The 12619-nt window shown below is 61.2% G+C and carries 8 protein-coding genes; 1 reads left to right on the forward strand and 7 read right to left on the reverse strand.

Translation table 11 applies throughout. The features are described 5' to 3' along the window. Positions 1-124 precede the first annotated feature (124 nt). From VES88_09740 to VES88_09755, 4 genes are all read right to left on the reverse strand, one after another. Entirely contained in the window at positions 125-1657 is a 1533-nt protein-coding gene (locus tag VES88_09740) for an ABC transporter substrate-binding protein (protein ID HYN81771.1), read from the reverse strand. Further along, positions 1654-3222, reverse strand: coding sequence for an ABC transporter substrate-binding protein (locus VES88_09745; GenBank protein ID HYN81772.1), 1569 nt, complete (start codon positions 3220-3222; stop codon positions 1654-1656). Before VES88_09745 ends, VES88_09740 begins: the two co-directional genes overlap by 4 nt. Beyond that, on the reverse strand, positions 3219-4745 hold the full coding sequence (locus tag VES88_09750) for an ABC transporter substrate-binding protein (GenBank protein HYN81773.1): 1527 nt from the start codon (positions 4743-4745) through the stop codon (positions 3219-3221). Before VES88_09750 ends, VES88_09745 begins: the two co-directional genes overlap by 4 nt. A gap of 105 nt (positions 4746-4850) precedes the next feature. After that, positions 4851-6422 (reverse strand): ABC transporter substrate-binding protein, encoded by a 1572-nt coding sequence (locus tag VES88_09755; GenBank protein ID HYN81774.1) that lies wholly within the window; start codon positions 6420-6422, stop codon positions 4851-4853. A 335-nt stretch (positions 6423-6757) separates the two neighbouring features. On the opposite strand from VES88_09755, the gene VES88_09760 reads away from it, so the two are divergent. Further along, positions 6758-6880 carry a hypothetical protein gene (locus tag VES88_09760; GenBank protein ID HYN81775.1) on the forward strand — a complete coding sequence of 41 codons (123 nt, stop codon included), beginning with the start codon at positions 6758-6760 and terminating at the stop codon, positions 6878-6880. A gap of 213 nt (positions 6881-7093) precedes the next feature. On the opposite strand, the gene VES88_09765 is transcribed toward VES88_09760, so the two are convergent. The 3 genes from VES88_09765 to VES88_09775 all read right to left on the reverse strand — a co-directional run bounded on the left by VES88_09765 (position 7094) and on the right by VES88_09775 (position 12610). Then, on the reverse strand, positions 7094-9367 hold the full coding sequence (locus VES88_09765) for a DPP IV N-terminal domain-containing protein (protein ID HYN81776.1): 2274 nt from the start codon (positions 9365-9367) through the stop codon (positions 7094-7096). Between the two features lie 121 nt (positions 9368-9488). Next, positions 9489-11018, reverse strand: a complete 1530-nt coding sequence (locus VES88_09770) for an ABC transporter substrate-binding protein (protein ID HYN81777.1) — start codon at positions 11016-11018, stop codon at positions 9489-9491. Further along, entirely contained in the window at positions 11015-12610 is a 1596-nt protein-coding gene (locus tag VES88_09775; protein ID HYN81778.1) for an ABC transporter substrate-binding protein, read from the reverse strand. The genes VES88_09770 and VES88_09775 overlap by 4 nt, the downstream gene beginning before the upstream one ends. Positions 12611-12619: the final 9 nt, after the last annotated feature.

The following is a 12619-nucleotide window of genomic DNA, read 5'->3' on the forward strand; positions in this document are numbered from 1 at the left end:
GATATCGATTTCAGACATGCGTTCTCCTGATCGGACAACGTGCCTCTCAACGAACCTATATGTAGTGCCGTCCGTGGCGAACGCTACGGATGGGCCGCTAGGAGGAGAGAGGAGCTTCCAACCCTCATTTCTCCAGCCACAGATCTTCCATGTACTTATCCGGTTTAGCATGAAACGGCGTACTGAGCCCGCGAACCCGCCGGTGGGCGAAGGTTGTGAGGGTTGTAGGAACCAGGCGCGTGAGAGGCAGGTCGGCTCGAAGGATCTCCGCCAGCGCGCGGTAGATCCGATCCAGCTCGTCCGGGTCGCCCGCAGTCACCGCCTGGTCAATCAGCCTGATGGCTTCCGGGTTCCGATAGCCGGTAGGATTGTCTCTTCCGAGATATCTCGTCCGGGCTTCGTCCGCACCCCAATGTTGCCACATGAACGCGGCCTCGAAGTCTCCGCCGCCCAGTCTCTTCCACATCAGACCCTCATCGAGAACCTGCAAGTCCATGCGGATGCCCACCCTGCTCAACATGGCCTGGACGTAGACGGCCATCTGATTGAATCCGTCGCCGTCGTGCACGATCGCGGTGAATCGGAACGGCCGCCCGTCCCGCTCTCGCACCGCACCGCCACCGCGATTCTGCCAGCCGGCTGCTTCGAGCAGCGCCCGACCTTTCTCCGGATCGTACGGCAGCGCCTCGGGAAACTGTCGGCGTGAGAGTTGGCGGCCCGTGATGACCCCGTCAGCAATGGGGAGATCGGCGGGCAGGTTCAAGATTCGAAGCAGCTCTCGCCTGTTGATTGCGAGAGTGAGAGCGCGCCGCACTGCGACGTCACGAAAGAGAGCATGGTCGCACTTCCAATAGATGGCTTTGGCGCCGGCGTAGATCTGGTGATACACGCGAAAGCGGGGATCTCTTGCCACTCGAGGAATCTGCGCCAGATCGCCACGCACGATGTCAGCATTGCCGCTCAGAAGCTCGGTGAACCCGGCCTTGCCCACGAACTTGAGCGCCACCCGAGCGATCTTGGGTTCGCCTCGATAGTAGGCTGGATTCGCGTCGAACTCGATCATCACCTCCGGAACATGGCGGGCGAAGCGGAATGGCCCGTTCCCCACGGGGCGCGTCCAGAAGTCCCACTGCGAAAAGTTTTTGGGGTCGAGGTGCTCCAGCAGATGTTTCGGATAGAAGACGATATCGTCGCGGTATTCGGGATTCCCCCGAATCTTGACGGTGAAGTCGTCAAGAACCGTCACGGAATCGAAGACGTATTCGTTCACGTCGGGATGGCTCAGGAGATCCAGGGTAAACTTGACATCGTGGGCGGTGACTGGTGTTCCGTCATGCCAGCGGACGTCGGTCCGCAGGTGATAGGTCCAATCGCGGTAGTCGGGGGAATGTTCCCAGCTCCGAGCGAGCCACGGCTCCAGCTCTCCTCTTTCGTCCCACTTGGCTAGCGGGAGAAACACGAGAAAATCAAGGTCACTAACATCGGGCTTGATGTCGTTGACGCTGGAGACCGCCATGATCAGCGTAGAGCCGCGCGCGTAGGCCGGGTCACCACCACGGCGGCAGCCGACCGTAGCGTAAGCCAGCGAACCGACGCTGAGCTGCATGAATTCGCGGCGATCGATCGATCTTAGCAAGGCTAACTTCTGCACGCTCATTGTTGGCTCTCATCCTCGAGCCACAGCTCCTCCATGTGCACGAGCGGATCGGCTCCCCACGGACGGATCAATCCGCGGAGGCGCTTGTGTGCCACGATGGTCCGGTTGCCGAGAAACAAAAACGTCGCAGGGACATCGGTGCGGAAGATCTCCGCGATCCTCCGAAATGCGCGGTCCTCGACGTCCGGGGCGGCTGTGGCGCTCACCTGATCGAGCAATCCAACGAGCTCGCTGTTCCTGTAACCGATCGGAAATGGCGGGCCGAAATGCTGCCTGAGCCAGGCCGCGCCGTGTTCGAGAAAGCTGAACGCGGCCTCGAATCGCCCGCTCTTCACCAGCGCGCGCACGGTCGCGTTCTCCATTCGCTGGATGCTCATGTCGACGCCTATCCGGCGAAGCCGATCCTGCACGTAGATCGCCATTTCCCGCACGGGAGACATGCCGATTGCGAGAGCCGTGAAGCGGAACACTCGACCCTCACGCTCGCGCATGCCATCGCCATCGCGGTCGAGCCAGCCGGCTTCATTTAGAAGACTGCGTGCCTGTTCAGGATCGTACGGCAGCGGCTCGGGCACGTCGCCGCGGCGAAGCCGCTGCGGCGGAAAGGGGCCATCGACTATGGGAATCTCCGGCCCGAAGTTGACGACTTGCCGGAGATCGTCTCGGTCGATCGCCAGCGTCAGGGCTCGCCGCACGCGAACGTCGCGGAAGAGGGGATTGTCGGCGTTCCAGAAGAGGGCCCACGATGCGGCGTCGGTGAGGTTCTGGTATACGCGAAAGCGCGGATCCTTGGCCAGCTTGGGAAGCTGAGCGGCGTTGGCTTCAGGGATGACATCAACACTGCCGCTCAACAGCTCCGTCAGCGGCGGATTGTCCCCGGCAAATTTGAGCACCACCCGTTCGATCTTCGGCTTCCTCCGGTAGTAGTCGGGGTTCACTTCGAACTCCATCATCGTCTCCGGGACATAGCGCACCAAGCGGTAGGGACCGTTACCGACGGGATTGGTCCAGAAGTCCCATTGGGTGAGCGTTGAACGGTCGAGATGCTGCAACCGGTGTTTCGGGTAGTAGACCACACTCACGTTGTAGAGGCGAGAGCCACGCCTTGAGCGCACCGTCAGCGTCGAGTCGTCATGCACGGCCACCGATTCCACGGCGTCCGCGGGAAGGATAAGGACATCGGGATGGCTGAACAGACTCAGACTGAACGCGACGTCGTGCGCGGTGACCGGGACCCCATCGTGCCAGCGCACGTCGGTGCGCAGGTGGTACGTCCACTCACGGTAATCAGCGGAATGCTCCCACCGGTGCGCCAGCCGACCCTCCAGTTCGCCGCGTGAATTCCAGACCATCAATGGCAGAAAGACGAGACGCTCGGCGTTGGTCATGTCCGGCTTGAGGACGTCGGCGCCACCATGGTACGCGATGATTAGCGTCGAGCTGCGGAAATCGCCACGATTCTTACCTCGGCCGCAGCCTACCGCAGCGAGGGCCAAAGAACCCACGCAGACCTCCACAAATTGGCGCCGGTCGATCTGGCTGTACTGGGCGACATCCTTCGTCATTGGTCGCTCCGATCCGCCACCCAAAGATGCTCCATGTGCTGTACCGGATCCGGCAAATAGCGCCCGTCGAGTCCATGGATTCGCTTGTTGACGAAGTAGCTCTGCGTCTGCGGAAAAAGAAACGTGACGGGGGCATCCTCGCTGAAGATCGCCATCAACTCGCGGTATACGGCGTCTAGAACATCAGGGTCGGCGGTCGCGAGCGCGCGATCAATGAGACGACCGACCTCGGGGTTGCGGTAACCGACCGGCGTGCCGGCCCCGTAATAAGTCCGGAGCCACCCCGGCAGATGTTGCGACAGGATGAAGGCAGCTTGGAATCGGCCGTCCTTCACGCGGCTGCTGAGAATCTCCGTCTCCATGGATTGCAGCTCCATCTGCACGCCGACTCGACGAAGCTGTTCCTGGATGAGCACGGAAATCACGGCGAAACTCGGATCCTGCCGGACAAGCGCGGTGAAGCGGAATTGCCGGCCGTTCCTCTCACGGACGCCGTCGGCGTCATTGACACGCCAGCCAAGCGAGTCCAGCAGCGCGCGGGCGTGCACCGGATCGTAGGTCATCGGCGCCGGCAGATCGCGCCGCAGGAATTGCCCGCTCGTGTATGGTCCATCCGCAACGGGAAGTGTGACCGGCAGATTGAGGGCGGACAGCAGCACGCGCCGGTCAATGGCCATCGTCAGGGCACGACGCACGCGCCGGTCACTGAAGAGAGGGTGATCGTTCTTCCAGTAAAGCGCGCGGACCACCGTTGGAGCTTCCGAGTGGTAGATCCGGAATCGCGGGTCCCGGGCGAGCATCGCGATCTGGGCGGGGTTCGACCCGGCGACAGCGTCCACGCCCCCGCTCAGAAGCTCAGTCAGCGCCGCGTCCTGCGCGAACTTGAGCACAACGCGCCGGATCTTCGGCGTCGTGAGAGGATACGGGGGACTGGCCTCGAATTCCATCAGTGTTTCGGGTATGTAGCGGACGAGTTTATATGGTCCATTCCCCACCGGATTCGTCCAGAAGTCCCAGTGATAGAATTTCTTCGGATCGAGCCGCTCGACGATGTGCTTCGGATAGATCACGAGCCACCAGTCTTCATGGAATCCGTTCGGCGCCCGGATTGTTACGGTGGAATCATCGGGCGTGGTGGACTCGACCGTGGCCGGGGGGAAATAGCCAACGTCGGGATTGCTCAGCAGGTCGAGCGTGAACTTGACATCGTGCGCGGTGACCGGCACGCCGTCCTGCCAACGCAAATCGGTACGCAGGTGATAGGTGGACTGGCGATGGTCCGCCGAGTGCTCCCAGGTGCGCGCCAGTCGCGGCTGTCGTTCGCCTGCCGAATCCAATTCGGTCAGCGATAGGAATACCAGGTAGCGAGCCGAGGCATCCGCCATCGGGCTGAGCGCGTCGCGGCCGCAGCAGTAGGCCACGGTAACCGTCGAAACGCGCGCGGGTGGAGAGTGTTCGGCTCCGCCGCACGCGGCTACCGCGAGGGCGATCACGACTGTTTTGGCGAGCGGAGGTAATCTCATCTCCGCCCAACGAAATGTTTCCACGTCGTGGTCGGATGGCGCGCGAGCCGATGACATCGCGTGAATCGTTTCACGTGGTGCCTGTGCCCACAATCCCCTGCATGCTCATCGCGGGCTGCTGTCCTCCAGCCACAGCTGCTCGGCGTACCAGAGGGGATCGGCCCGATACGGGGAGCTCAGGCCGCGGACGCGGCGGTGCACTATGCTCGTCCACAGCGCCGGATAGAGCGCTGTCATGGGAATCTCAGCCTGGAAGATCGGCCACACCTCCCGGTAGATGCTGTCCCGCTCCGCGGGGTTCATGCTCGCCGCTGCACGCTCGAGAAGCTCAGCCACTTTCGGATTCGCATAGCCAAGCAGAGAGCCTTTTCCGAAGACCCTCGCGTTTCCGTTCTCGCCGGTGACGCTCGTCACGATCGCGGCATCGAAGTCACCCCGTTGCCACCGATCCCGCCCCGCCAGCATGTCCATGCTGAGGATCTCCATTCGAATCCCTGCACGACGGAGCTGCGACTGGACCAGGAGGGCCGCCTGGCCCCGGGAAGTCCCCGCCGTCCAACCCCCCGTCATCATGAGGAGACTGAAACGGAAGGGCCGACCGTCCCGGTCGCGGATCCCGTCGCCGTCGCGGTCGCGCCACCCGGCTTCCTCGAGGAGCCGGGCCGCCTGCGCGGGATCGTGGGGCAGGGGCGCCGGGACCTCGCCTCGGTCCAACTGCCGCTGCGTGAAGATCACGTCGAAGAGAGGGGTTCCCTCAGGCTGGCTCGCGGCTCGGAGCACTTCCCGGCGATCGATGGCCAGGGTAAGCGCCCGTCGAACCCGCGAGTCGCGGAATGCCGAATGCCGATGGTTCCAATAGACAGCGGTGAACACCCCCATGCCGGAGTGGTGAGAATACGCCCGGAACCGGGCGTCGCCCCCCAGCTGGAGGAGGCTGCCAGGGCTCATGTAGGTGACGGCGTCCACGTTGCCGCTGAGGAGTTCCGTGATTGACGGCTCCGCCGCGACCTTGACGACCACCCGATCTATTCTAGGGCGCGCGCCGTAGTACTCGGGGTTCACCTCGAAAACCATTGCCGTGTTCGGCACCCGGCGGACGAAGCGATATGGGCCGTTGCCAACCGGCCGCTTCCAGAATTCCCAGCTGACGAACTCGTCCGGATCGAGCCCCTCCAGGAGATGCTTCGGGAGGTACGCCATCCAGTCGTCCAGCGGGCTGCCCGGCCCCCGCTGGTGGTAGGTGATCGTGTAGGTGCTGTCGTCCAGGACCACGACCGAGTAGACCCGCGATCCCCTCAGCTCGGTGCGGCGATGGAGCTCCATGGTGAACGCGACGTCGTGGGCCGTGACCGGAACCCCGTCGTGCCATCGGACGCCTGTCCGGAGATGAACGGTCCAGCTCCTGTAGTCCGGCGAGTGCTCCCAGCTCCGAGCCAGGCGACTCTCCAGCTTTCCCTTCTCGTTCCGGGCCACAAGCGGGAGGAAAAGGAGGAACCGCGACGGGTAGCTCCAGATGCTACTCTCGTCGCCCGGCAAGAGGACAGTGAGAGTCGATGGCGCAGCCCGCCGCTCACCGGGTGATCCGCAGCCGGCGAGGAGGAGCAGGCCCAAGGCGGCAGGCGCGACCGCGGCGAGCGGACGCTGCCGGGTTTCGCGCAATGACGTGATTATCATCATCCGTTGATGACCGATTTAACTTCTCCCGCGGAGGCGTCTACAATAATGCATGCCGGTTGCGAGGCCGCGCTCACAAAAGATTCTTACTGCGCGTGGCGGAGAAGCCAGCCCTGACGATGCCCCGCCGCGATATTGGACGCGCCTTAGCAACCGAGTGACCGTACCTCCTATAGACCCACGAAGTCTCGTGACGTAGTGTATTGGAGACCGTCCGCACAAATGGAAGACAGATCTCCAAGTGGGATGGCGATTGCCTGCGATAGGCCGCGTCCGCTTCACACATACAGCACGAGCGTCGGAAACATGGCCGTCACTACTCGTCGGAGGCAACCTTCATGTCCACGCACGAAGCCGCGTTAGCCGACCGCGACAAAGATGAGGGCTGGACGCTCTATCTCATGAACGCCGACGGTACCAACGTCAGGCGCATAACGCAACCCGGCTCGGGCGGAGGGTAGTGGACATGCACCCCGCGAGGTCGCCAGACGGAACGCGCATCGCGTTCTCCGCAATTCGCGGCGGAATGCCGACACTCCACGTGCTTCGTTTAGACGATCCCTCTAACTCGCGGCGGATCACCCTTCATAACCAGCCCGATCTGCACCCGAGTTGGTGAGCGCCGACCCGGTCGTTCCATCGCGGGCTACCAAGCTCGCTTATCGGAATTACTCTTACGGTTTCAGGTGCTCCTGGAAATAACTGCGATAGGCTTCCAGCCTGTAGTCCTCCAGCATATTGCCTGGAACCCAGTGGCCCCACTTAGGCAGGACGATCAGGTCGTAACGCTTACCCGCCCGGTTAAGCGCGTCAACCATCCTCATCGTGTGAGAGAAAGGAACCTCGACGTCGCTGGTGCCGTGCATCAGCAGCAGCTTGCCTCTGAGGTTGCCCGCCAATAAAAGATTAGAAGCGTACGCATAGGCTTCTTTATTGGTCTCCGGGGGGCCTAGCTGCCCGTGGTTTGGATGCTCATACAGGTCGGTGATCGGAGCTACACCAATGCCAACGTGATAGACATCGGGAGCTTGCAACATGGCGCGGATGGCGTAGTAGCCTCCCAGTGAGTTGCCCTGGATTCCCACCCGGGTCAGGTCCATGTAGGGCCGCTTTTCGGCCAACTGCTTGAGCGTGGCCACGTGGTCTGGGATCTCATAGCGACCCCACGTGCCGTAGGTCACGCTCTCGAATTCCCTTCCTCGTGCTCCTCCGATGAAGGGCCCCCGTCCGTCGACGATCAACGTGATGAAACCCAACTGAGCCATCGCTTGGGACCACACACCGCCACCTTCTCGCTCCGAAATATCGGCAAATGTGCGCGGCACGATGCTCAGACCGCCATAGATATGCTCGATGACCGGATACTTTTTATTCGGATCAAAGTCATAAGGCTTGTAGAGCACCCCATATAGATCGGTGCTCCCGTCAGCTGCCTTGACCACGAACTCCTCCGGCGGGCTCCACTTCAGATCCTTCAGGCCGTCGATGTTGGCCTTGGAAAGGGTTTGCAGCAGAGCGCCATCGGCGCGCCTCAGCTCGACTGCCGGCGGTCGCGCTGTGGTCGAGTGCGTGTCGAGGAAGAACTGCTTTGAGGGTGCAAACTGGACCCTGTGCAGGAAGCGCCCGAAGATTTGGAGGTCATGCTGGCCGGGCGCCTCGGTGAGCCGTGTGAAACCCTGGCCCTCCATATTCACCCGGTAGAGGTGGGTGTCGTAGGGCCGCTGCCGATCACCGTGGGCAACGAAGTAGATCCAACCCGCTTTCTGGTCCACAGAGACGACCCGTACCACGGGGAATTCGCCTTTCGTCAGTTGTCGGATAAGCGTCCCGTTCATGTCGTACAGATAGAGGTGCTTCCACCCCGATCGCTGCGACAGCCAGATGAATCCCGCTCCATCCTCAAGCAATGTGGTGAAAGGTGTTTGTCGCAAGACAAACGCTTCATCATGGGTGAGAACAATCCTGGTGGAGCCGGTTGCGGCATTGGCGGCCATCAGCTCCATCTTCAAGACGCCAAGGTCGTCTCTGGCGTAGGGAGGATTGCGTAAGAACAGCAGCTCCGAACTGTTGCTCGACCACGCGAGGAGGGAAATGTTCTGACCCGGGTCCCCGCCAGCGTCAACGCGGACCTTCCGCTTGGAGGCGATATCAATGATGAAGAGCTCTAGCTGCTCCTTCGGCTTACCAGCCATCCGGGGCCAGGTAATCCACTCCACTTCTTCAGCCGGATTGAGATAGTGGACGATTGGAATTTTGGGCACCTTGCGGTAGTCCACTTTTGTGACGGCCAGCTTCGAGCCGTCCGGGGACCAATGGGCTGCGGATCGGCCCCGGACCATCCATTCATAATCTTTGACACCATCGCTGGTAAGCTGCACCCTCCGGCCGTTATCGGTGGAGCGCAGCCACAGGTTGTAATCCTTGATACCAGCAAACCAGTGCCCATCGGGAGACGGCACCTCTGCAGCCTGAGGCACAAGCTGGATTTTCTGTTCTCCGGACAACGTGGGGGCGCGGATAATCTTGTAGGTATCGAGATGGAGGATGAACTCCTTGTTTTCCACCGTAAACTTGACCGCTTTCTCGCCGTCGAGAAAAGTGAACTCCGCAAACGGAAGTCCCTGGTAAGGCGGTTCGCGTCCTATCAGCGGCGTGAGTGACTGTCGTAATCGCGCAGTGTCGAACAAGGGCGTCCTGGTGTTGGCCCCGGGGTCAACTTTCCAGATGAGGGTGTTGGCCGGCAGTCCTTCGGCGTACCAGAAGCTCGAGCCATCTTCCATCCAGTGCGGCGTGATCGAGCCGCCCTTCACGTGAGAGGGAAACTCAAGGTAGCGGTGGTACATCGCCTCCCGCTCTGATTGCTTTGTCTCCTGAGCACCAACCAATGGAGGGTTGTTGATCGAGCCAACGACCAGAATGACAAATATTTTTGCGTTTGGTCCCACCACGAACGGCCTCCTTTAAGGTGTTACAGCGGAATTCGGCTTGGTATGCTGCACACGCCCACCCTCCAAGAAGCCGATGCAATGCGGTGTACAAAGATCATGGCCTGCTCCTGGTGAGTCTCATTCAGCGCTCATTCTCGATCCATAAGTGCTCCAGAGACCACAGGGGATTGGCCCTGAACGGACTGCTCATGCCCTTCACCCGCCGATGTACGACGTACGTCTCCACGCTCAACACGAGCGAGGTGAAAGGCAGATCTTCGCCAAACTCCGACATCAAGCCACGAAAGATCTCGTCCATTTCATCGGGGTTCCGCGTTTTCTGCGCTGCTGCAAGCAGCTTTATGACGCGTTCATTGCGATAGCCAAGCGGAGAGTCCTCCCCGAAGAAGCGGACGAGTTCGGGGATTTCGGACCAGAGAAGGCCGAGTGCGGCGTCGAAATCCCCGGCTCTCAGCCGGACGCCCGCGGCTCGGCCTTCCACTATGGTGATGTCCATCCGTATGCCCACCTGACGGAGCTGGGCCTGAACGTAAACCGCTGCCGCTTGCCACTCGGAATCGACCATCAGCGAAAACCTGAACTGGCGACCGTCTCGCTCGCGAACTCCATCGCCATCGAGGTCTCGCCAGCCAGCCTGGTCGAGGAGCCTGCCTGCCAATTCCCGATCGTACGGCAGCGGCTTGGGTACCTCACGCTGCCAGTATTGACGTTCGGTATAGACGACATCGACGGTGGGGAGATGTTCCCACATGGTGAGCACTCGAAGGAGCTCGCGGCGATTGATCGCAAGCGTCAACGCGCGGCGCACACGGGGGTCCGCGAAGAGAGGGTTCCGCTGATTCCAGAAGATGACCTGCAGAGCCAGGATGTCATCCCAGACCTCGTAATACACGCGAAAGCGGGGGTCATTCCTGATTGCAATCACGTCGGATTTGCGGAAGCGACTCACTGCATCCACGTTGCCGCTCAAGAGCTCCGTCACGGACGGGGGACCGAACTTGAGGATCAATCGATCGATCTTCGGCCTCCCGAAGACGTAGTCAGGGTTGGCCTCGAACTCCATGAAGGTCCGGGGCACATGCCGAACGTAGCGGTACGCGCCATTGCCCACCGGCCGCGTCCAGAAGTCCCAGCTGTTGAACTTCGTCGGATCGAGATTTTCCAGCAGATGCTTCGGGAAATAGTAGGCAAACATTTCCGGGGACGTAGGGGAAAAGCCTTTGTTGTACGTGATGACGAACGTGCTGTCGTCGGGGACAGCTGTCGAGTAAGACCCTGGCGCTCTTTTGAGAACAGCGGGGTGACTGAGCAGGTCCATGGTGTACTTGACATCGTGAGCGGTGACGGGCATTCCGTCGTGCCACCGCACGTTGGTGCGAAGGTGGTACGTCCAGGTGGCATAGTCGGGCGAGTGCTCCCAGCTCTTCGCCAGCCGGCCCTGAATTTTTCCGCTCTCATCGGGAAGCGCCATCTGAAGAAAGACGGTGGACCGCGGCCAGCCTCCCCAACCCTCGTCGTAAAGCGCGGTGAGAGTGGAGCGATCGTCAGGTTTTCGGTCGCCTCGGCTGTAGTCGATACATGCAAGCGCAACGAAGCAAACGCACAGGCCAGCCTTCCAACGGACGGATGCGATGCGGCGCATGAAGATCATGGCTTCCTCTTAGGGGCAGGCCGTCCCTCGTCGTCAAGCCATAAATCCTTCGCGAACCAGATTGGATCCGCGTGATACGGACCGCTGAGACCCCGTACCCGCCGATGCGCGACGTGAGTCGAGATTTTGGGGTAAAGGAACATTGCCGGAAGGTCCGCGTGAAACACCACACTCATTCGTGCATAGATCGCATCCAGCGCGTCCGGGTCAGCGATTTGCCGCGAGGAGTCCAGCAGCTGGATCATTTCAGCGTTGTGGTACCCGAGCGGGGATTTCTCACCGAAGAGTGCAGCGTCACGAGCGGGTGAACCGTTACTCATGTAGATCGCGGCGTCGAACTTGCCTGCGAGCAGGCGCTCGTTGACGAGAGTCGGGTCAAGTGGCTGAATGTCCATCAATACGCCGATCCGCCGAAGTTGGTCCTGGATGAACACAGCCGACTTCGACGGCTCTCCAAGCCAGGCACCATTCGGCACGATTAGCCCGAAGCGGAACGGGCGCCCATTCCGTTCGAGGGGCCCCCCGGCCGATCGGGAACGCCACCCATCAGCGCGCAACAGCGCGGCAGCGCCAGCGGAATCATACGGGACAGCCGGCATCAGCTCCCCGCGCTCGAACTGGCGCGCCGTGAACAGCCCGTCCGTAAGCGGGATGTCGGCGGGGAGGTCCAGAACCTGGTGCAGCACTTTTCGGTCAATGGCCATCGTCAGTGCCCGGCGTACGGCAACATCGCGGAACAGCGGGTTGCCCTCGTTCCAGAAGAGTTGCACGCGAGCGTACGGAATCCATTGGTAGTAAACACGGAAGCGCGAGTCGCCTTTCAGCTTCGGAACCATTGACTGCGCGATGTCATGCACGGCATCCACTTGCCCCGACAGCAGATCAGCGACGGACGGCGGACCGAATTTGAGAACAACCCGGTCAATCTTCGGTTTGTCTCCGAAAAACAGTGGATTCGCCTCGACTTCGAGAAGCGTGGCCGAAACGTGGCGCACGTATCGAAATGGACCACTGCCCACCGGATGAGACCAGAAGTCCCAGTTGAAGTAACTCTTTGGATCGAGCGTCTCGAGCTTGTGCTTCGGATAAAACACATCCCACCCGTTGAGCGGCTCTGCGCTCGGTCGACTGTAAAACACGCGGTAAGTGAGACTATCGATCACTACGAGTGAATCGATCCCGGCACCCCCGGGATGCGCGACGTCGGGACGCCGCCACAGGTCCACGTCAAACTTGATGTCGTGCGCGGTGAGAGGCTGCCCGTCATCCCAACGCACGCCGCTCCGAAGGTGGATTGTCCACTCGCGGTAGTCAGGCGAATGCTCCCACCGTTCCGCGAGTGCCGGCCGTGGCTGTCCACCGTGTAGCGGGCCCTCCTCGGCAACGAGCGGCGAGAACAGCATGAAACGGTTCACGTCGCCCCAGCAGCGCTCGCAACCGTCGTAGAGAATCGTCAGTGTCGATTTACGAGCGGCAGTTGAACGGCTTTCGCTCTGGCACGCCCATGCGCCGGCAGCGAGCGTGGCTAGAAGCAATGCGGTGAGGGTTCCGTTCCTGACGCCACGGAGTTGCCCGTCAGCCCTCCGGGACAACGGGCGTCT

The sequence above is a fragment of the Gemmatimonadaceae bacterium genome (assembly GCA_035633115.1).
Classification (GTDB): domain Bacteria; phylum Gemmatimonadota; class Gemmatimonadetes; order Gemmatimonadales; family Gemmatimonadaceae; genus UBA4720.

Excerpts from the sequence above, each read along its gene's own strand:
- VES88_09740 (HYN81771.1), bottom strand. The coding sequence starts at position 1,657 with ATGAGCGTGCAGAAGTTAGCCTTGCTAAGATCGATCGATCGCCGCGAA.
- VES88_09770 (HYN81777.1), bottom strand. The coding sequence starts at position 11,018 with ATGATCTTCATGCGCCGCATCGCATCCGTCCGTTGGAAGGCTGGCCTG.
- VES88_09755 (HYN81774.1), bottom strand. The coding sequence starts at position 6,422 with ATGATGATAATCACGTCATTGCGCGAAACCCGGCAGCGTCCGCTCGCC.
- VES88_09750 (HYN81773.1), bottom strand. The coding sequence starts at position 4,745 with ATGAGATTACCTCCGCTCGCCAAAACAGTCGTGATCGCCCTCGCGGTA.
- VES88_09745 (HYN81772.1), bottom strand. The coding sequence starts at position 3,222 with ATGACGAAGGATGTCGCCCAGTACAGCCAGATCGACCGGCGCCAATTT.
- VES88_09760 (HYN81775.1), top strand. The coding sequence starts at position 6,758 with ATGTCCACGCACGAAGCCGCGTTAGCCGACCGCGACAAAGATGAGGGC.